The 19,506-nt window shown below is 39.0% G+C and carries 22 protein-coding genes and 1 tRNA gene; 18 read left to right on the top strand and 5 right to left on the bottom strand.

Going from position 1 to position 19,506, the window contains the following annotated elements:
• The first annotated feature begins 195 nt into the window (after window positions 1-195).
• Together ACWPW6_RS15370 and ACWPW6_RS15365 are read left to right on the top strand one after the other, a co-directional pair.
• On the top strand, window positions 196-792 hold the full coding sequence (locus ACWPW6_RS15370) for a GNAT family N-acetyltransferase (protein ID WP_154622942.1): 597 nt from the start codon (window positions 196-198) through the stop codon (window positions 790-792).
• A gap of 244 nt (window positions 793-1,036) precedes the next feature.
• Window positions 1,037-1,113, top strand: a tRNA-Ile gene (locus ACWPW6_RS15365).
• Window positions 1,114-1,209: 96 nt separating this feature from the next.
• On the opposite strand, the gene ACWPW6_RS15360 is transcribed toward ACWPW6_RS15365, so the two are convergent.
• From ACWPW6_RS15360 to ACWPW6_RS15340, 5 genes are all read right to left on the bottom strand, one after another.
• Window positions 1,210-1,443 (bottom strand): hypothetical protein, encoded by a 234-nt coding sequence (locus ACWPW6_RS15360; protein ID WP_196713612.1) that lies wholly within the window; start codon window positions 1,441-1,443, stop codon window positions 1,210-1,212.
• A gap of 583 nt (window positions 1,444-2,026) precedes the next feature.
• A complete protein-coding gene (locus ACWPW6_RS15355) occupies window positions 2,027-2,179 on the bottom strand; it encodes a hypothetical protein (RefSeq protein WP_196713611.1) in 153 nt (50 codons plus the stop codon).
• A 138-nt stretch (window positions 2,180-2,317) separates the two neighbouring features.
• Window positions 2,318-2,704, bottom strand: coding sequence for a hypothetical protein (locus ACWPW6_RS15350; RefSeq protein WP_196713610.1), 387 nt, complete (start codon window positions 2,702-2,704; stop codon window positions 2,318-2,320).
• 98 nt (window positions 2,705-2,802) lie between these two features.
• Window positions 2,803-3,234: a hypothetical protein gene (locus ACWPW6_RS15345; protein ID WP_163862961.1), complete on the bottom strand. Its 432-nt coding sequence runs from the start codon at window positions 3,232-3,234 to the stop codon at window positions 2,803-2,805.
• Window positions 3,235-3,285: 51 nt separating this feature from the next.
• A complete protein-coding gene (locus tag ACWPW6_RS15340) occupies window positions 3,286-3,525 on the bottom strand; it encodes a hypothetical protein (protein ID WP_196713609.1) in 240 nt (79 codons plus the stop codon).
• Between the two features lie 5 nt (window positions 3,526-3,530).
• On the opposite strand from ACWPW6_RS15340, the gene ACWPW6_RS15335 reads away from it, so the two are divergent.
• From ACWPW6_RS15335 to ACWPW6_RS15260, 16 genes are all read left to right on the top strand, one after another.
• Window positions 3,531-3,686, top strand: coding sequence for a hypothetical protein (locus tag ACWPW6_RS15335; RefSeq protein ID WP_163862957.1), 156 nt, complete (start codon window positions 3,531-3,533; stop codon window positions 3,684-3,686).
• Between the two features lie 646 nt (window positions 3,687-4,332).
• Window positions 4,333-5,577: an ammonium transporter gene (locus ACWPW6_RS15330; RefSeq protein WP_163862955.1), complete on the top strand. Its 1,245-nt coding sequence runs from the start codon at window positions 4,333-4,335 to the stop codon at window positions 5,575-5,577.
• Window positions 5,578-5,715: 138 nt separating this feature from the next.
• Window positions 5,716-7,263, top strand: a complete 1,548-nt coding sequence (locus ACWPW6_RS15325) for an ABC transporter substrate-binding protein (RefSeq protein ID WP_231131823.1) — start codon at window positions 5,716-5,718, stop codon at window positions 7,261-7,263.
• Window positions 7,263-8,231: an ABC transporter permease gene (locus ACWPW6_RS15320; RefSeq protein WP_163862951.1), complete on the top strand. Its 969-nt coding sequence runs from the start codon at window positions 7,263-7,265 to the stop codon at window positions 8,229-8,231. Before ACWPW6_RS15325 ends, ACWPW6_RS15320 begins: the two co-directional genes overlap by 1 nt.
• On the top strand, window positions 8,228-9,034 hold the full coding sequence (locus tag ACWPW6_RS15315) for an ABC transporter permease (RefSeq protein ID WP_163862949.1): 807 nt from the start codon (window positions 8,228-8,230) through the stop codon (window positions 9,032-9,034). Before ACWPW6_RS15320 ends, ACWPW6_RS15315 begins: the two co-directional genes overlap by 4 nt.
• Entirely contained in the window at window positions 9,034-9,813 is a 780-nt protein-coding gene (locus ACWPW6_RS15310) for an ATP-binding cassette domain-containing protein (protein ID WP_163862947.1), read from the top strand. Before ACWPW6_RS15315 ends, ACWPW6_RS15310 begins: the two co-directional genes overlap by 1 nt.
• Window positions 9,814-10,203: 390 nt before the next feature.
• The gene (locus ACWPW6_RS15305) at window positions 10,204-10,506 is read left to right on the top strand and encodes an urease subunit gamma (protein WP_163862945.1); all 303 of its coding nucleotides are present in this window, start codon (window positions 10,204-10,206) and stop codon (window positions 10,504-10,506) included.
• A 20-nt stretch (window positions 10,507-10,526) separates the two neighbouring features.
• Entirely contained in the window at window positions 10,527-10,952 is a 426-nt protein-coding gene (gene ureB, locus ACWPW6_RS15300) for an urease subunit beta (protein ID WP_163862943.1), read from the top strand.
• A gap of 62 nt (window positions 10,953-11,014) precedes the next feature.
• Window positions 11,015-12,733 (top strand): urease subunit alpha, encoded by a 1,719-nt coding sequence (locus ACWPW6_RS15295; protein ID WP_053110486.1) that lies wholly within the window; start codon window positions 11,015-11,017, stop codon window positions 12,731-12,733.
• A gap of 80 nt (window positions 12,734-12,813) precedes the next feature.
• Entirely contained in the window at window positions 12,814-13,488 is a 675-nt protein-coding gene (ureE, locus tag ACWPW6_RS15290; protein WP_249999302.1) for an urease accessory protein UreE, read from the top strand.
• 26 nt (window positions 13,489-13,514) lie between these two features.
• Complete coding sequence (locus ACWPW6_RS15285) at window positions 13,515-14,201, top strand: urease accessory protein UreF (RefSeq protein WP_196713607.1); 687 nt, start codon at window positions 13,515-13,517, stop codon at window positions 14,199-14,201.
• Between the two features lie 31 nt (window positions 14,202-14,232).
• Entirely contained in the window at window positions 14,233-14,865 is a 633-nt protein-coding gene (ureG, locus tag ACWPW6_RS15280; RefSeq protein ID WP_053110480.1) for an urease accessory protein UreG, read from the top strand.
• Window positions 14,866-14,867: 2 nt separating this feature from the next.
• Window positions 14,868-15,833, top strand: a complete 966-nt coding sequence (locus ACWPW6_RS15275; protein WP_163862935.1) for an urease accessory protein UreD — start codon at window positions 14,868-14,870, stop codon at window positions 15,831-15,833.
• 109 nt (window positions 15,834-15,942) lie between these two features.
• Window positions 15,943-16,938 (top strand): urea transporter, encoded by a 996-nt coding sequence (gene yut / locus ACWPW6_RS15270; RefSeq protein ID WP_163862933.1) that lies wholly within the window; start codon window positions 15,943-15,945, stop codon window positions 16,936-16,938.
• 28 nt (window positions 16,939-16,966) lie between these two features.
• Entirely contained in the window at window positions 16,967-18,142 is a 1,176-nt protein-coding gene (locus ACWPW6_RS15265; protein WP_163862931.1) for an ion channel, read from the top strand.
• A 102-nt stretch (window positions 18,143-18,244) separates the two neighbouring features.
• Entirely contained in the window at window positions 18,245-19,480 is a 1,236-nt protein-coding gene (locus ACWPW6_RS15260) for an ArsB/NhaD family transporter (RefSeq protein WP_249999300.1), read from the top strand.
• The last annotated feature ends 26 nt before the right edge of the window (window positions 19,481-19,506 follow it).

Genomic DNA, 19,506 nt, shown 5'->3' with positions numbered 1-19,506 from the left:
GGCTATCAATAGAAAAATATGTTAAAAAAATGTGATATTTATCATATGATTTATGAGTAAATTGCTGACAAGTTGACTGAGCAACGGTTATTTTATTTTTTTGTCATACTTAAGGTGTAAAACAATTTTGTTATCAAGGTCGTTAGCCAATAAGTCGTTAGTTTTTCCGTCACGTACTGATAAAGAGGATTAATTATGAAAGAACTTCACCAAGCTATTGAACTTGAAGGCAAGTACGTGAGACTTGAGTTGCTAACCCATCAATATGACCAGCAGTTTAGGGAAATTATCCAGCGGGATAATCTGCATAAGCTGTGGTATACCTCAGTACCCGAGCCAGAAAATGTCACTAAAGATGTGGATCGTCGTTTAAAGCTCTATCAGCAAAAAGAGATGCTGCCTTTTACCGTTATCGATAAAAGTTCTAATCAGCCAGTTGGGATGACTTCTTACAATAAAATTGATCAAGAGACTCGTCGTGTGGAAATTGGAGCGACATGGTATAGCAAAGAAGTGCAACGAACGGCTATTAATACAGAAGCGAAGTTTTTATTGCTGCAACATGCGTTTGATAGCTTATCTTGTGTCGCTGTTGAATTCAGAACGCATTTTTTGAATCAACAAAGCCGAAGAGCAATTGAAAGGCTTGGCGCAAAACTGGATGGGATTTTAAGAAGCCATGTTTATACCCGAACAGGGGAGCTACGCGATACCTGCGTTTACAGTATTATTATGTCTGAATGGCCATCAATCAAACGACATTTGCAGTGGCAGATGGAGAGACCGCGTTAGTATTAACTTTGGTGTTTGGCTAGCTATTAGATAGTCGTTTTGATCCTTATCTATATGTTCATATGGTCAATTTCAAAGAATTGGGAGCAGCCTCTAAATGCTATGATTTAATTGAGAATGATAGTTTTTGATAATGATATGTTGCTGAACAATAAGGCGGTTAATGGAGATGGACAGAAAATCACCATACAGTTTTTAAAGACTAGACCTGAGAGAAAACAGCACGTATAATCGCTCCCACTTCGGCCCCTTAGCTCAGTTGGTTAGAGCAGTCGACTCATAATCGATTGGTCGCTGGTTCAAGTCCAGCAGGGGCCACCAAATTTATTAAGGAGTTAGGTGTTAATCACCTAACTCCTTTTTGTTTTTACCTGATTTTGGGTCAGGTAAAGTTTTGGGGCAGAATGGCTCAATTATCTAATTCAATACACCCATGCTGACCTCTTCAGTAGAGGTGAGCCGATCCGTTTCGTCTTCCCTCGAAATCACCAGTACACCTGCATCATGTTTGGATAAATTGACAATGCCAGTATTGTAATCCAAATAAATGTATTGGCTTTTATTCGTTTTTGTATTGACGACCCAATAGTCATTGATAAATTCTACGCCATACTGCGGGTCAGTCAGGACATTATCGTCAAGTGTGATCATTGAGTTTATCGATCACGCGTGCGTTATGGGGAACGGGTTTAGTGTGGACGGCTCATGCGTCGATATTTAATGGGTCGAAATATACCACGGTATTCGCGAAGACTTGAAAAGACACCTGTACGCCGATGATCAGTAACATTATTTTTTATTTTAATCTCAATATTTTTATTAAGCTTTTGTTGTAAAACACTAAGTTCATTTTGTGAAAATGTTGTAGATGGTTTGACACCCCTAACCGAGGTAAACTCAATCCCAACTCACCTTAATCGGTAATTGATTGAATGAGTAGGATATTTTAAGTAGGCAGTCACTACCCCCTCACTTGCCAAGCCTAGCAGTTGATTATCCGGCTGAGTGGGGGGAGTAAGATTTTCAAGGAAGATCCCAGCACTGAACTGGGATCTTTATACATTTAAAAATCAGACCACTCTGCGTAGCTAATATCATCTTCGGTTAATTCAGTAAAGCCATCTTGACTCAGCATTTTATTAAAATAAAGGATCGTGTCTTCTAACGCCTCCTCAATAGTATCTCCATACCCAATAGCACATTCGGGAGAACCATCAAATTTTCTTTTTATTGCTCAATCAGTCATTCCAGTGAAATTTCCAGATTGGCTTTCATAAATTTTCACCTTCATTTTTGAATAAGGTAAAATAGGGATCATCGTAACCGTGAATTCAGCAACTGTTTTTCTTATCCGACCCACATTCGTAATATGTAAATCATGCCACATAACGTATTCACCTTTTATTGTTTTCCAAACGATATTATCTTTCCATCGACTGTTTTATCTAGATATTTTCCATTTTTATAATAACGAGTTACATTATCAGTCGCGCCTCTTATCTTAGCAGTTCGAGCGCCTTTTAAATTACAGTCTCGGTTTAAAGTCTGGATCTTCATCATCATGATCCCAAAATGGGTGGGGTTCCATGTAATCGCCGTTTTCAATGACTGAACACCATCCAAAATCGCTATAAAAAACGCAGAGATCAACGACTCTATATATCCCTCTACTAGCGCGACTTAATGTTATTAAAGATGGCTCATTATAGATATAATTGCCACCAGCTCTGGCTATAACTCTTTGTTCGAACAATGTTCTATTATATTCGCTCACTTCTCCAATAATTCTTGTTGATTCAATTTCAAAAACGACTTCAAACTTATTAGATACTTGTATGTGACAAGGTATTTTTTTTTGCTGTTCTAGTTGACTTAACAATAAATTATCTGGAAATTCGATTTGTAAAATCATTTCTGCCATCCTTTAGGAATAATCACTTCCCCTGTAAAGTGTTTTCCCATGGTTCTCTAATTGCGACAACAGGGATGCCATTCCTACTCGCTACTCTATCAACAGCAAAACAACAATATGAAGAAAATATTCCCATCATTTTTATCTATAATTCTAACCATAATAGGTGCTCCATTCGAAGTATAACGAGATATGTCATTAACTTTACGACCAGCCCATGCACTTGCTTCAACATCTTCTGCTTTTAAAATTCCAGCGACTTGCATAGGTGTTGTTCCCCTCGGTGCTGAGGGAGTTTTATTGATCAAGTCTACTATATTTACAGGTTTACCCATTGTATCTAAAACCATTCCATAAGAATTATGCCCACATGTAGGTAGCACTCCTTGGTTAACAATAGCTCTATCACCATTTCGAGGAATTGCATCATCTAGCAAAGGATGTTTTGTACCAGATGGCGATGTTGCTGTAGGAGGAAGCTTTTCTATCTCATTTTTAGATTGAGCAACCTTCTGAAGTGTTTTTGCCATTGCTCCAGAAACTACGACGCTCCTACCTGCATTTCCAAGAATTTTACCTTGTCATGCACCTAATATTGGCTCTACCAAATTAGGATCATTAGCTAACGCATATTCATACAGCTCATCCCATTGAATTGCTGAAACTTTAATTGCATCAATAGTCTGATCATAATTCGAAATAGCTGTCGATAAACCTATAACAGTATCAATAGGATAAAGAATTGAGTTAACAATGCCTTCTAAAACGTCAACAGCACCATCTTTTAAACCTTCTTTTCTTACTAAACAAACCCAAAGCATAGCCTTTGTCGGTGATTCGATTTATTGCCCGTCGTGTAAAAGCAGAGACAATTATTGAAGGTGATAGCGTAATGAAAGTTAAGGTTATTCCTGTTACGTTAGAAGGGAACAAAATCGTTTTTGAATGTTCAGGTGGCTGTCTATTTTCCGCAGCAAAGTAGATTATAATACAGACAATAATTAATCAATATTCTCTATGTATTTAACTGTTCGATAATAATGATTAAAAAATAGTGAGTTTATACTTTTTATTTATATTAAAAGAGTGTGATTTTTCTTTTTAATTAAAACTTAAATACGTGGTGTGTTAAATGTATAAACATAATTGTCGTTGTTGGTTTATATATGACAATGATTATGAATGAATCGTTCTATTTTAAAATTAGAAATTCTATAGGGGTGAATTTATCATTCATTTATGAAGCTGAGTAAGTTTTAATTATTTTTCATTTGGTTAATGTCAATATTATGATGTATTCGTTTATTAATTATCTTAATTGGATGTTCTTTATTGGTCTTTTTTGTATCTAGTGAATACGAGTCATTAATTTAATTAATGTAATTGTTCTCTAGCCTTATGTGGGTATATTCAAAATATATAATTTAGGGTTTATAGTGATTGTTGATTTTGGATTATCACTTAAGTTGAATATGTTAATAATTTATATTTTATTAATAATAATGTTGATAATCGTTATGCTTATTCTATTATATAAGTAATTTAATATTGTAAGAATGGGCTTATTTATAACATTAATAAGAATAAGTGTTTATAGGTTTATATGACTATCAGATGAGATAATGTTTATGGAAAATATATTGTCGGTTTTGGATGTTCCAAATACAGCCTTTATGTTGCTATGTACAAGTTTAGTTATGTTAATGACTCCAGGACTGGCTTTTTTTTATGGTGGCCTAGTTTCTCGTAAAAGTGTTATTACCATAATGTCCCAAAGTTTCTTCTCTATGGGATGGGTGGCTATTATTTGGTTTGTTGTCGGTTATTCATTATCTTTTGGCCCATCGATTAATGGCATCATTGGCGATCCGTTTTATTATGCGTTTTTAAATAACATTAGTCCTCAAACGATGTATACAGGAAATGATGGCGGGCTACCCATACTGGTGCATTTCAGCTATCAGATGATGTTTGCCATTATTACACCTGCATTAATTACAGGCGCTTTCGCAAATAGGGTTAACTTTCCTGCTTACCTGATCTTTTTGACCTTATGGACGTTATTTGTTTACTGTCCATTTGTTCACATGGTGTGGAGCCCAGAGGGGCTTTTTGCTAAGTGGGGTGTTGTTGACTTTGCGGGTGGGATTGTTGTTCATGCAACAGCAGGTTTTGCTGCTATAGCATCAGCGCTGTATGTTGGCAAACGAATGGTGCCATCAGACGGAACACATAATATTCCTTATATTGCATTAGGTGCTGCTTTACTGTGGTTCGGTTGGTATGGCTTTAACGCTGGTTCTGAGCTGCAAGTGAATACAGTAACGGTTTCTGCATTTTTAACTACTGATATTGCGGCGGCTTTCGCAGCAGTCACTTGGTTTATCATCGAGCGTCTGCATACTGGTAAGCCAAAACTAGTTGGTTTCTTAACGGGAGCCGTGGCCGGTTTAGCAACGATCACACCGGCTTCAGGTTATGTGTCAATCAGCTCAGCGGCAATCATTGGTATTATTGCTAGCCTTGTTTGTTATTTCTTTGTTTTCTTAGTGAGACGCCATTTAGACGATGCACTTGATGTTTTTGGTGTGCATGGTGTAGGTGGGATCACGGGTTCTATTTTGGTCGGGGTATTTGCTTCAACCGTTTGGAACCCTAAAGGACCTGCTGGTTTACTTGAAGGAAATGGCATGCAAATTGTTAAGCAACTTGTTGCTGTTGTCTTTACGAGTTTATGGTCGTTCGTATTTACATTGTTAATTCTATGGGTCATCAATAAATTTACCCCAGTCAAAGTGAATCAACAGACTGTAGGTGATGATTTAGATATCACTGAATTTGATGAAGATGCTTATAGAGAAAAATCCAACTAGTGTTTAGTCACTAAGCCACTTAGGTGGCTTAGTTTCTATTAAACCTATTTTTAAAAAACAATATTATAAAAATGAACAAAATACGAAGAGGATAATATGAAAAAGAAATTAGCAATAGCGATCCAAGCCGCATGCTTAATGGGGCTATCTATGGGTGCTTTAGCCGATTCTATCCCACAAGATCAACATACTTTACGTCTGGCGATTGGTTCTGAGCCAACAGAAGGTTTTGACCCTATGTTAGGGTGGAGCCATGGCAGCTATATGCTTCTTCATAGCCCTCTGTTAAAACAGAATGCAGATTTATCATGGCATAGTTATATGCTTGATAAATATGAACATTCTGATGATGGTAAAATTTGGACGCTAAAATTAAAGAAAGATTTAAAATTTTCTGATGGTTCACCATTAGCGGCAAAAGATGTGGTTTTCACTTATAACAATGCCGCTGCAAGTGGCGGTAAAGTGGATATGGGGAATTTTGCTAAGGCTGAAGCGATTGATCCGTTAACCGTTAAGATTACATTATCATCGCCTCAAAGTACCTTTATTAACGTATTAGGTTCATTAGGTATTGTTTCTGCTGATAAGTATGATGCTAAAAAATATGCACATAATCCGATTGGTGCGGGTCCATATCGTTTGGTGGAGTTTCAACCTGGGCAGCAATTGATTGTTGAACAAAATCCATACTATGCGGGGCCAAAAAACGATTTTAATAAGATGGTTTTCGTATTCCTTGATGAGGACTCCGCTTTTGCGGCGGCACAGAGTCGTCAACTTGATATCGTGCGTATTCCTGCTGCTATCGCAGCTAATGCTAAAAATGTCAAAGATATGAAATTGGTTGAACGCCATAGTGTAGAGAATCGAGGGATCTCTTTCCCTATTCCTCCCGCAGGTGAAAAAGATGCGCAAGGTAATCCAATTGGTAACGATATCACCTCCGATGTAGCAGTGCGAAAAGCGATTAACTATGTGATCGACCGTAAATTATTGGCTGAAACAGTACTCGAAGGATTTGCTATCCCTGCTTATACAGGGGTTGAAGGGCTACCTTGGAATAACCCTAAATCATCGTTTAAAGATGGTGATGTAGAAAAAGCGAAAGCTATTTTAGAAGAGGCGGGCTGGAAATTAAATAAAGATGGTCTGAGAGAAAAAGACGGTAAAGTTGCCAAGCTGACCCTATGGTATGCCAGCGGTGATACGACTCGTCGTGATTTAGCTCAAGCGGTCAGAGCAAGTTTGAAACCTATCGGTATTGAGATGGATCTGAAATCAGGAAGTTGGGAAACCGTTGAACGCTACATGCATGCCAACCCAACATTATTTGGTTGGGGTAGCCTTGATCCAATGGAACTTGTGCATAACTATAGCAGTAAGGCTGCTGGTGTTGGCTTCTATAACCCTGGGTATTATAAAAATCCAGCCATCGATGAAGTTATTGAAGAGGCATTGCGTCAACCAGACCAAACCGCAGCGATTCCATTATGGCAGCAAGTGGACTGGAATGGTCAAACAGGAACGGGTATCCAAGGGGATGCGGCTTGGGCATGGTTGATGAATATTCAACATATCTATTTATTAGATAACTGTGTTGAATTAGGTAAAGGCGCACCTGAAATTCATGGTTCTTGGTCTGTATTGAATAACGTTGATGATTGGGCTTGGACCTGTAAATAATGCGCACAACAGTAGGGCTTTTACTGCGATTTATTTGTTTGTTATTGGTGACAGCGATAGGGGTTTTTATCCTCTTAAGCTATTCACCTATTGATCCGATAAAAGCTTATATTGGTAATGATTTAATGCATGTTCCCCCTGAGCAGTATCCACTGATTGCTGCTCGTTGGGGACTTGACCAGCCATTATGGATGCAGTTCTGGCGTTGGTTTTCGCAGCTATTACAAGGTGATATGGGCTATTCTATGCTCTATAACACGCCAGTATCACAAGTCATAGCTGATAGATTAGCGCCTTCATTAGCATTATTGATATCAGCGTGGTTATTTTCTGGGATTATAGGTTTTGTCTTAGGATTAGTGGCGGGGCGTTACCTGAATCGTTGGCCAGATAGGGTGATTTCAACATTATCTTACTTATTAGCTTCTATCCCTGTGTTTTGGATAGGATTGTTATTACTGTCATTATTTGCAGTTTCGTTGCATTGGGCACCAATTTGTTGTGCGTGGCCAATCGGCTTAGATGAACAAACAGCGACATGGTCACAAAAAATCCATCATTTGGTGCTACCAGTGATTGCTCTAGGGCTGCTGGGAGTGGGAAATATCGCCTTACACACTCGTTCTAAAGTGGCGGAAGTGATGAATAGTGAGTTTATCCACTATGCGAAAGCGCAGGGTGATAAAGGGTGGCCAATGGTGAGTTTTCATGTTTTAAAACATGCGATTACACCAGCGATGTGTTTACAGTTTGCTTCGGTGGGGGAATTACTCAGTGGTGCATTATTGGCTGAAAAGGTATTTGCGTACCCCGGTTTAGGGCAAGCGACTATTGATGCAGGGCTACGGGGAGATATTCCATTGCTGATGGGGATTGTTATGCTGTGTGCAGTAGTGATCTTTTTCAGCAATAGCCTTTCAGATTTGTTATTGAAAAAGATTAATCAGGGAGTGATTAGAGGATCATGACCTATAACCCAAACCGAGCTTTACTGAAGTTAGTTATTTCTTTAGTTTGTTTATGTGTGTTAGCGATTTATGCCATATGGCTTTCACAAACGGATATCGAAGTAAACCTGTTAGATCGTCGTCAAGCACCGTCATTAGTTCATTTATTCGGTACTGATAATTTGGGGCGTGATTTATGGGATAGGGTATTTCAAGGTTTAGCGACTAGTTTACAGATTGGTACGACGGCAGCGATATCGAGTGGTTTAATCGCAGTCGTGATGGCGGGTTTATCGTCATTTAGCAAAACAATGGATTACATCGTACGTGGTATCATCGATTCATTATTAGCACTGCCTCATTTGCTTTTGCTGATCTTAATCTGCTTTACCCTCGGGGGAGGGAAGGCGGGCGTTATTTGGGCGGTTGCATTAACTCACTGGCCAAAATTAACGCTTATCTTACGTTCTGAGTTATTGCGAGTGCAGCAAGCAGATTACATCATGTTATCGCGTCGCATTGGTAACAGTGCGCTATACCGTTGCCGATATGATTATCTGCCAATGATTTTACCGCAGTGGATGGTTGGAACATTATTGATGTTTCCACATGCTATTTTACACAGCGCTGCATTGAGTTTTCTGGGTTTTGGCTTGTCACCACATGAGCCATCGTTAGGGATCTTATTATCGGATGCGCTGCGTTATTTAAGTACAGGTGCTTGGTGGTTAGCGATGTTTCCGGGGCTTGCATTAGTAGGATTGGTATTGTTATTTGACCAGTTTGCTAAATCTGTCCAGAACTTATGGTTAAGGGGAGCATGATGTTAAGTTTTGATCATTTAACCGTAGATGTGGCACAGTTTCGTTGGCTAGGAAAGAAACGTTGGCAGCCATTGTTGAACGATATCTCATTGGATGTTCGCCCTGGAGAGATGGTTGCGCTAGTGGGCGGCAGTGGTGAAGGCAAAAGCCTATTATTACAAAGTGGCTTAGGCCTATTACCTGACAATATGCGCTGTCATGGCAATATCGTGTTAAATGGTAATAAGCTAACGGAAAAAACTAAGCAGCAGTATCGTGGTAACTCTTTATGTTATATACCACAAGGGGTGAGTGCTTTAAATCCTTTAATTCGGATCGGCCCTCAACTAGAAAGGGCTGCCGTGCTCAGTGGGCAACATATCAAAATGCATGATGTGGCTCAGCATTTGCAGCAATATAACTTGCAATCAAGTGTGGTGAATAATTATCCAAGTCAATTATCAGGTGGAATGGCAAAACGTGTTCTAGCCTGTAGTGCTACATTATCACGTGCTGAATATATCTTAGCCGATGAGATTTCTTCTTGGCTGGATGATGAACATGCCATCCAACTATTGGAACATATCAAGTCATTGTGTAGAGATGGGAAAGGTATTTTGTGGGTAACGCACGATCTTGCGATGGCTGTTCGTTTCGCTGATCGTATTGCACTTTTACGCAATGGGTCACTGGAAGAAGTATTAACGAGTGAAAAATTACAAAATGGCGGAGGGGGTAAATGGCTTCAATCGTTATGGAACTCTTTACCTGAGCATCAATTTATGAAGTTTAAACAATAACTATTTTGCGCTTAATTAAATAGGATGCCAAATTTTTTAATCTAAAATCATTAATAATATTAACAAACTTATTTTGACTAATCATTTAATGATTATCTTTTTAATAAAATAAGATGCTTTTAATATGAATGTTTTTTAAATACAGCGAACTTGTTATTTGTTTTTACAAGGAGTCATATCGCAACGGATTGTTTATATTTGTCATGCTTTAAGTTTCAGTGGGAGTGACTACGCTCAGCGAGCCGGACTATATCGTTTATCTATGTCCACGCCTATTTTCGATTGTCGCTAACCTACATCTCGTATTATTTTTAGTATGGCTATTTAACGCGTTTAATAAATATTTATCTGTATTGATAAATACAAACTTTTATCAATCGAGGAGGCGTTATGCAATTAACCCCAAGGGAAATTGAAAAATTGATGGTTTATACACTCGCAGACGTTGCACAAAAACGTCGTGATCGTGGTGTGAAATTAAATTATCCAGAAGCGGTTGCCATTATTACGGTTACGGCTTTAGAAGGTGCACGCGATGGTAAAACCGTTGAAGATGTGATGAAAGAAGCCGCATCTGTCTTAACTAAAAAAGATGTTATGGATGGTGTGTGGGATTTAATTCCAAACGTACAGGTTGAAGCTATTTTTACTGATGGTACACGTCTGGTGACTGTTCATAATCCGATAAAATAAGCTAATGACGAGGTGAACATATGAGCAACGCGAAAACAGATACAAAAGCACCTACACCTTTAGGTGGGGTTATTTTAGCGGATACCCCAATTGAATTTAACGTAGGCAAACCTGAAACTAAAATAAAAGTGCGAAATACAGGTGACCGCCCGATACAAATAGGTTCTCACTTTCATTTTTTTGAAGTTAACCACGCATTAGAATTTGATCGTTCTGCGGCTTATGGTAAGCGTTTAAATATTGCTTCTACGACTGCAATACGTTTTGAGCCAGGCGATGAAATTGAAGTATCACTTATCCCTTTCGGTGGAAAACAAACTGTTTATGGATTTAATAACCTCGTTGATGGTTGGGCAGGTAATAACGTCGCAACAACAGAACGTCCAGCAAAAGCGATTGCATTAAATGAAGCGATCGCTCGCGGTTACAAACATAAAGAACAGTAATTGTGTTGTTTATCGATAACGATAAATAACTATGTACCTTATTAACTTTAAAGGTAAATAAAATGCCACAAATTTCTAGACAAGAATATAGCGGCCTATTTGGCCCAACAGTCGGCGATAAAATTCGTTTAGGTGATACAGATCTGTATATTGAAATCGAGAAAGATTTGCGTGGATATGGCGAAGAGTCTGTCTATGGTGGAGGTAAATCTTTACGTGATGGTATGGGGGCAAATAATACCTTTACCAGTGATAACGGCGTTCTTGATCTCGTTATTACCAACGTCACGATTGTGGATGCACGTTTAGGTGTGATCAAAGCTGATGTAGGGATTAAAAACGGTAAAATTGTTGGGGTTGGTAAAAGTGGTAACCCAAATGTTCAAGACAATATTACCCCTGGAATGGTCGTGGGTGTCGCAACGGATGCTATCTCAGGTGAACACTTAATTTTAACTGCCGCAGGTATCGATACCCATATTCATTTAATTTCACCTCAGCAGGCTTATGCGGCGTTATCAAATGGTGTGACGACTTTCTTTGGTGGGGGGATTGGACCCACTGATGGCACTAACGGTACCACAGTAACTGCGGGTCCATGGAACATGCGTGCGATGTTGCGTGCCATTGAAGGCTTACCAATCAACGTCGGTATTTTGGGTAAAGGTAACTCATATACGCGCGAACCATTAATAGAGCAATTGGTTGCTGGTGCAGCAGGTTTAAAAGTACATGAAGACTGGGGCGCAACAGGTAACGCAATCCGTCACGCACTGCGTATCGCGGATGAGTTTGATGTGCAAATTTCTGTGCATACAGACAGCCTGAACGAAGGTGGTTATGTAGAAGATACGATCGAAGCTTTCGAAGGCCGTACTATCCACACCTATCACACTGAGGGGGCGGGTGGCGGTCACGCACCAGATATTATTAAAGTTGTTAGCCAGCCCAATGTGTTGCCAAGTTCAACTAACCCAACACTTCCTTTTGGTGTTAATAGCCAATCAGAATTGTTTGATATGATCATGGTTTGCCACAACTTAAACCCCAATATTCCATCAGACGTTTCTTTTGCTGAAAGCCGTGTTCGTCCTGAAACTATCGCAGCGGAAAACGTATTGCATGATATGGGCGCAATTTCGATGTTCTCGAGTGACTCACAAGCGATGGGTCGTGTTGGTGAGAACTGGTTAAGAATCATTCAAACTGCTAATGCCATGAAAGCTTCACGTGGCAAACTGCCTGAAGATGCACCGGGTAATGATAACTTCCGCGTTCTACGTTACGTTGCAAAAATCACCATTAACCCAGCGATTGCTCAGGGTGTGAGTCACATCTTAGGTTCAATCGAGGTTGGCAAAATGGCTGACTTGGTGTTGTGGGATCCAAAAATGTTTGGTGCTAAACCAAAACTGGTTATTAAAGGTGGCCTGATTAACTGGGCGGCAATGGGGGATCCAAATGCATCACTGCCGACACCACAGCCAGTATTCTATCGTCCAATGTTCGGTGCTATGGGTAAAACAGTTAATGACACATGTGTCACATTTGTTTCCCAAGCGGCATTAGATGATGGTGTTAAAGAAAAAGCAGGTTTAGAGCGCCAAGTTGTTGCGGTTAACAACTGCCGTGCGATTGGTAAGCGTGATTTAGTTCGTAATGGTGAAACTCCGAACATTGAAGTTGATCCTGAAACTTTTGCTGTAAAAGTAAATGGCGAACATGCTACTTGCCAACCGATTAGTGAAGCAGCGATGAACCAACGTTATTTCTTTGGTTAATACTGTGACACGTCCCGTAATTTGATTGTTTTACTTTCTGCCTGCTTTAAGCAGGCAGAATTAACGTAATAGGTAATGCGATGATCATCATTGAAAAAATTCTTGGAAATGTAAAAAAGGATCCAGTTTGGCAAGAAAAAAGTCAAAAAGCGCAGCTAGATGTTTTGATACTTGACCAACGTGAAGCACAGAAGAGTCGTTGTCGTAAACATACAGAAAAAGGCCTAGATCTCGGTATAGCATTAGATCGTAATGTTTTGCTTTCTGATGGCGATGTAATTTTATTTGATGAAGCTGCCAATACGATGGTTATTGTGCAAATTTCTTTGCGTGACGTGATGATGGTTAATTTGCAGCGTCTGCAAACGCTCAGCGCTGAAGAGCAAATTCGTGTCAGTTTTGAACTGGGGCATGCGTTAGGAAACCAGCACTGGAAAGCAGTTTTAAAAGATAATCAAGTTTATGTGCCATTAACCGTAAGTGAAAAAGTCATGGAATCGGTCATGCGTACCCATGGTTTTTCTCCAGATACCTTTGCCTTTGTAAAAGGTGAGTCTATTTTACCAAAACTGACTCATTCAGAAGCACGTTTATTATTCGGTGGCGCAGAAGATACTGATACGCATGTGCATGTTGCAATTGGTCAAATCCATGAACATGCACATAGTCACTCACATGACCACGATCATGACCACGATCATGACCACGATCACGACCATCACCATCATGGGCATAGCCATACACATAAGCATTAATGGTCATTGCCGGTAAGGATTATGGTATGAAGGCATCTGATTTAATTAGGATAATGCAGTTTGGTGACTCAGCGCTACCTATCGGTGCATTTACCTTTTCGAATGGCGTAGAGGCGGCAATACAAAAAGGCGTTGTGCATGATAAAGAAACGCTAAAGTCATTTGTCCGTACATCACTCAATGTCGCGGCAAGCTCTGATGGTATTGCGGTAGTTGCTGCCCATAGAGCTGTTATCGCACAAGATAATGAGGCATTAATTAATATCGATTGGGCTGTACACAATCGTAAATTAAATGAAGAAGCGAGAATAATGACTACCCGTATGGGAAAGAAACTCGCTGAGATATCAGTACATATATTTGAAAACCAGCAGGTTGCTTGGTGGCTAGAACAAATAAAAAATGGCACAGCGCCAGGAACTCAGCCAGTGACACAAGCCATTGTAATGGCGGTTCAAGGGATAACAGAAAGAGATGTGGTGGTCATGCATCAATATGGTATTGCCATGACTATTTTGAGTGCGGCGATGCGCTTGATGCGTATTACGCATTATGAAACACAACATATTCTGTTTGAATTGAATGAAGATATCGACATTTTTTGTGACATTGCAGCATGTGGCGATATTCAACAAATGGCCTCGTATGTGCCAGTGATTGATGTACTGGCAGCGGTACATACAAAATCGTTTGTTCGCTTGTTTATGAACTGATGATTAACTAAAAAATTTTTGAGGAATAATGATGAAAAAAATGACTCGGATTGGTATCGGTGGACCAGTAGGTTCAGGAAAAACAGCAATTATTGAAGTAATTACTCCGATCCTCATTGAGCGTGGTGTTAAACCGTTAATTATCACTAATGACATTGTGACCACTGAAGATGCGAAACAAGTTAAACGTACTTTAAAAGGAATTTTAGACGAAGAGAAAATTTTAGGTGTCGAGACCGGAGCATGTCCACATACTGCTGTTCGTGAAGATCCAAGTATGAACATTGCCGCAGTAGAAGATATGGAAGAGCGTTTTCCTGATAGCGATGTGATCATGATTGAAAGTGGTGGTGACAACCTAACATTGACCTTTAGTCCAGCATTGGCTGACTTTTATATCTATGTTATCGATGTGGCTGAAGGCGAAAAAATTCCCCGTAAAAATGGTCCTGGTTTAGTACAGGCTGATATTTTAGTGATTAACAAAATTGACTTAGCCCCCTACGTTGGCGCGAGCCTTGAAGTGATGGAGCACGACACGAAAGTGGTTCGTGGTAATCGCCCGTATGTGATGACTAACTGTAAAACTGGGGAAGGTGTTGTTGAACTGGTTGATATGATTATGGATAAATTCTTATTTACCCATCAATCATCAAGGGGCTAAATATGACTCAATTCAGGGCAGATATCGCAAATACACCATCACGTGTTCAAGCACATACACTCGGTAACAATGCACCTGAACTTGCCATCTATCAAGATGAGCCTAAACAAATGCAAAGCGGTGCGGTGGGTAAAAGTGGTTATCTCAAGCTAAGATTCGCACAAGGCGAATATCGCAGCGAGCTCGTAGAGATGGAACGTCGTGTTCCATCTTTGGTGCAAAAAGCACTCTATTGGGATGAAATGATGCCACAGTTACCTTGTGTCACCATGATTTCTACGTCAGGGTGCCTATTGCAGGGTGACCGCCAAGCGCTAGATATCATTGTTGAAACGGGGGCATGTGCTCATGTAACCACACAATCTGCAACGAAAGTGCATATGATGGAAGCAAATTATGCAACACAATTCCAAAATATTATCGTTGAAGAAGATGGTTATTTAGAGTATTTACCTGATCCCATTATACCTCATCGTAATTCACGTTTTATTACTGATACTCGGATTAATATTCATCCGAGTGCGACAATGATATATTCTGAAATATTGATGTCGGGGCGTAAATATCATCACCAAGATGAGCAATTTGGTTTTGATATTTTTTCTTCGCATATCAGAGCAGAGTCTTCATCAAATAAAGAGTTGTTTGTTGAGAAATATATTTTAGAGCCTAAAAAAGAACAATTAATGACTACTGCGGTGATGAATAAGTTTGATACGTTCGGTAATGTTATTTTGCTAACGCCAAAAATTCACCATAGTCGTATTTTAGAGCGCCTAGAAGCTATTTATGATACAGAGAACAATATTGCATTTGGGGCGACTCAATTACCGAATGATTGTGGTTTAATTTTTAAAGCATTGGGTGTTGATAGTCCAAAAGTGAAAGAGGCTGTGAGATATTTCTGGCAAATAGCACGTGAAGAAATATTGGGAATAACTTTACAAGAGCCTTTTTTATGGCGTTAAACCTACGAGCTTATTAAGTTACAAAGATAATTCGTCAAATAATGATAATTAGGATCGTTGATTAACGATCTTAATTATCCCTATGCCAAGGACTAGAAGGGACATTACGATGAACACTTCAACAATAAATAAGAATGCTTGGAATCAGCTTGCTGATAAAAATATAACAGTACAGTTTATTGATGTCACACTTCGTGGCTGTGCTCAAGTGATGTTTCAAAATAACCCATTAACTGGGCTGCTATTTTTTATCGCAATTTTTATCGGGGCATTTTTAGAAAGTATGCCCGCAGTGGCTTTTGGTTGTTTACTTGGTACGGTTGTATCAACGCTAACCGCTTATATTAGCAAGCTGGATACAGCCTCATTGCGCTCAGGGCTATATGGCTATAATGGTTGTTTAGTCGGGGTGGCTTTACCCACCTTTTTAGAAAATACTCCCTTTGTTTGGTTATCGATTGTTTTAGGTAGTATTGTTTCGGTGATCGCGACCATATCATTAATGGATTTCTTGAAAAACTGGAAAGTTGCGGCATTAACTGCGCCTTTTGTATTGGTTTCTTGGACTATCTTATTAGCAAGTTATAGTTTTTTAGGCATAAAAGGTGTTGCTTTACCAGCACCAGCACTTCCTCAACAATTTATTGAACCAATTGGTAGTATTCCACATAGTGATATTGTTGCTGATATTTTCCGTGGCGTTTCTGAAGTCTTTTTACTGAGTAGTGTGATTGTCGGTATTATTTTTGTTATTGGACTTGCTGTGAGCTCAATATGGGCGGCGGTGTTTGCCATTGTTGGTTCGTTATTAGCATTTATTGTTGCAATATTATTGAAAGGCGATTTTGTTAGCATCCATACTGGATTATATTCATTTAGTGCCGTTTTAACGGCAATTGCTTTAGGTTCAACATTTAATAAGCCGAGTTATCGAGTATTAGCCTATGCCATCGTTGGCGTTATTTTTACTGTTTTTGTTCAAGGTGCATTAGACATTATTTTGGAGCCATTTGGCATACCGACATTAACGATGCCTTTTGTATTAGCGTCATGGCTATTTTTAGTACCGAACCAAGATATTATGCCTGAGCATAGGCAGTCATAATTAGAATATAATTTTAGGTCATATCAATATGAAAAAGAATGCAATTTATAAATACATTCAAAATATGACGATAATAAGGACAACATTAGCTTTATTGATCTTGCTTGATGGGCTATTGATAATACTCCCTATTTTATCATCATATAATATTAATTTATCCTCACAACACCATAATTTTGTTGATTGGTTGCAATCCTTAGGTTTTATTAAACTGCTCGATATCCCTCGGTTTGCTATCGGGGTTGTATTGATTATTTTGGCATTACCTATTTATTTAGGTATCAGAATAGGATGGGTATTTAGTTGCTTTATGCTGTTTGTTCTTGTTCTCATTAACTTGCTATTAGCAAGAGAAAATGTATTAACGGGAACTCTCTCATTGCTGATATTAATTGCATTGATTGCAAATTGGAAAATATTTCACCGTCATAGCTTATCAGGTGCTGGCTTTGTTGCATTTGTCAGTTTGATTGCTTTACTGGGATATTCCGTATTTGGGTCATTGTATCTTGGTGACCAATTCCAACCTCATATAACCGATATCTCCTCTGCATTTTATTTTGCACTGGTTTGTATGACAACGGTAGGATTCGGGGATATTGTTCCTATTAGTGTAGAGGCAAGATTATTTACCATTTCTATTGTGATATTAGGTATTACAATTTTTACCACTTCTATTGTTTATTTTTTAGGCGTGTTTGCAAAGAGCACACAAGAGATTGTCAAAAAGAGATTATTCCGTATGAAAGATCATTATGTCATTATCGGTGCTAGCCCTTTAGCGTTAAACACCTACCATGGATTAAAAAAGCGTGATTTAGATGTCATGGTGCTGTGTAAAGAAGAACACAAAAACAATTATCCAGATAATGCTCCAGTGATCACGACATCACAAATCAATAAAAAAAGTTTAAACCAAGTGAATTTAGCTGATGCTAAGGCATTGTTTATACTTGGAGATTTAGATGCCGAAAACACGATTGCCATGCTGGCGGCTAAAGAGATCGTTGGTGCCAATATTAAAAGTGTTATGGTCGTCAATGATGATAATAACTACGAAAATCTGAAATTACTGCACGCGGATCTGTTGATCTCTTTGTCGTCATTAGGCAGTGAAGTATTAATTAAAATGATTTTTGGTGAGAATATTAATAGCCAAATAATTGAAAGTATTATTTTCTCGAACAATATTCTAGATACTTAGAAGATGAGTAGAGAGATGACTATGAGCTGTGAAGTGACGACAGCTCATTATTTTATTTTAGTTCAAATGAAATAATACAAGAATAAAAATGGTGAGCTAAATATGGATTCAATTATTATTATTTTCGTGCTTGTTTATATCGCGATGGCCTTTGGCACGTTTCCAGGAATAAAAATTGACCGTACGGGGGCGGCTGTTGCAGGCGCCTTGGCAATGATTGGTTTTGGTTTTATTACTCCGCGAGCTTCTTGGGATGCGATTGATTATCAAGCCGTTGGATTACTATTTGGGTTGATGGTGGTATCGGCTTCATTCACCGTTTCTGGCTTTTATCATAAAGTCGCGAATGAAATGGCTATCCTCAAAATTAGTCCACCAAAGTTGTTACTTGTCTTTATTATTGTTGGTGCTGTGCTAGCGTCGATACTGACTAATGATGTGGTGGTTGTGGCAATGACGCCATTATTAATTTCAATCACATTAGCAAGAGGACTGAACCCAATTCCATTTTTATTGGGTTTTTGTTTCGCAGCAAACAATGGGGCGGCAGGTTCATTGATTGGTAGTCCTAAAAATATGATAGTCGCCCAAGGCTTAGACCTTTCATTTATCGGAGTGCTACATATTACCGCTATTCCTGTCTTGCTTTCTTTACCTGTCGTTTGGTGTGTCATTAGCTTACTTTATCATAAAAATTGGTATTTACCTGAAAGCCAAAAAGCTGCGTTACCTCCTAAAACACATACGGTGATCCCATTTAATCAATGGGAAACGGGCAAAGCAGCCATTGTAATTGCCATTGTGATTATTGCGTTTTTGTTTACAGACTTACCTAGAGAGTTAGTTGCACTCTCCGCGGCTTGTTTTTTATTATTAAATAGGAAAATCGCCTCTAGTGATATGCTAAAACATGTCAATGGTGACTTGTTGCTGCTAATAATGGGGCTGTTCATTATTAATGCCGCATTTGCTAAGACCGGCGTCCCGCAGGATATTTTGCATTATTTGTTAAATAAAGGCATCGACCTGAGTAGCCCTATTACGCTATTTTTGGTCTCAAGTATTATGAGTATCTTTATTGGTACAACACCGACTGTGATGCTGTTAATTCAATTCGTCTCCCTAGATGGTAATGCCGACCCACTCGGTGCAGCACTCATTTTTGGAGCCTGTTTTTCAAGTAACATTTTTGTTTTTGGTAGCCTTGCAGGCATTATTGCTGTCGATCAATCAGCTCAACATGGTATTAAAATTTCATTTTTAGAGTTTACAAAGTCAGGCGGTATTATTGCATTAATCTGTATGTCGATTGCAGCGGGTTGGATCTTATTTAGCTAATAATGATTATTTTTGAGTGTAAGGAG

It is taken from the genome of Providencia sp. Marseille-Q8014 (genome assembly GCF_965112055.1).
This window is presented reverse-complemented; position numbering and strand designations above follow the sequence as displayed.

Excerpts from the sequence above, each read along its gene's own strand:
- ACWPW6_RS15260 (WP_249999300.1), top strand. The coding sequence starts at position 18,245 with ATGGATTCAATTATTATTATTTTCGTGCTTGTTTATATCGCGATGGCC.
- ACWPW6_RS15305 (WP_163862945.1), top strand. The coding sequence starts at position 10,204 with ATGCAATTAACCCCAAGGGAAATTGAAAAATTGATGGTTTATACACTC.
- ACWPW6_RS15360 (WP_196713612.1), bottom strand. The coding sequence starts at position 1,443 with ATGATCACACTTGACGATAATGTCCTGACTGACCCGCAGTATGGCGTA.
- ureE (WP_249999302.1), top strand. The coding sequence starts at position 12,814 with ATGATCATCATTGAAAAAATTCTTGGAAATGTAAAAAAGGATCCAGTT.
- ACWPW6_RS15345 (WP_163862961.1), bottom strand. The coding sequence starts at position 3,234 with ATGGCAAAAACACTTCAGAAGGTTGCTCAATCTAAAAATGAGATAGAA.
- ACWPW6_RS15275 (WP_163862935.1), top strand. The coding sequence starts at position 14,868 with ATGACTCAATTCAGGGCAGATATCGCAAATACACCATCACGTGTTCAA.
- ACWPW6_RS15315 (WP_163862949.1), top strand. The coding sequence starts at position 8,228 with ATGACCTATAACCCAAACCGAGCTTTACTGAAGTTAGTTATTTCTTTA.
- ACWPW6_RS15320 (WP_163862951.1), top strand. The coding sequence starts at position 7,263 with ATGCGCACAACAGTAGGGCTTTTACTGCGATTTATTTGTTTGTTATTG.
- ACWPW6_RS15350 (WP_196713610.1), bottom strand. The coding sequence starts at position 2,704 with ATGATTTTACAAATCGAATTTCCAGATAATTTATTGTTAAGTCAACTA.
- ACWPW6_RS15285 (WP_196713607.1), top strand. The coding sequence starts at position 13,515 with ATGAAGGCATCTGATTTAATTAGGATAATGCAGTTTGGTGACTCAGCG.
- ACWPW6_RS15295 (WP_053110486.1), top strand. The coding sequence starts at position 11,015 with ATGCCACAAATTTCTAGACAAGAATATAGCGGCCTATTTGGCCCAACA.
- ACWPW6_RS15340 (WP_196713609.1), bottom strand. The coding sequence starts at position 3,525 with ATGCTTTGGGTTTGTTTAGTAAGAAAAGAAGGTTTAAAAGATGGTGCT.
- ACWPW6_RS15325 (WP_231131823.1), top strand. The coding sequence starts at position 5,716 with ATGGGGCTATCTATGGGTGCTTTAGCCGATTCTATCCCACAAGATCAA.
- ACWPW6_RS15355 (WP_196713611.1), bottom strand. The coding sequence starts at position 2,179 with ATGTGGCATGATTTACATATTACGAATGTGGGTCGGATAAGAAAAACA.
- ureB (WP_163862943.1), top strand. The coding sequence starts at position 10,527 with ATGAGCAACGCGAAAACAGATACAAAAGCACCTACACCTTTAGGTGGG.
- ACWPW6_RS15310 (WP_163862947.1), top strand. The coding sequence starts at position 9,034 with ATGTTAAGTTTTGATCATTTAACCGTAGATGTGGCACAGTTTCGTTGG.
- ACWPW6_RS15265 (WP_163862931.1), top strand. The coding sequence starts at position 16,967 with ATGAAAAAGAATGCAATTTATAAATACATTCAAAATATGACGATAATA.
- ACWPW6_RS15330 (WP_163862955.1), top strand. The coding sequence starts at position 4,333 with ATGGAAAATATATTGTCGGTTTTGGATGTTCCAAATACAGCCTTTATG.
- ureG (WP_053110480.1), top strand. The coding sequence starts at position 14,233 with ATGAAAAAAATGACTCGGATTGGTATCGGTGGACCAGTAGGTTCAGGA.
- yut (WP_163862933.1), top strand. The coding sequence starts at position 15,943 with ATGAACACTTCAACAATAAATAAGAATGCTTGGAATCAGCTTGCTGAT.
- ACWPW6_RS15370 (WP_154622942.1), top strand. The coding sequence starts at position 196 with ATGAAAGAACTTCACCAAGCTATTGAACTTGAAGGCAAGTACGTGAGA.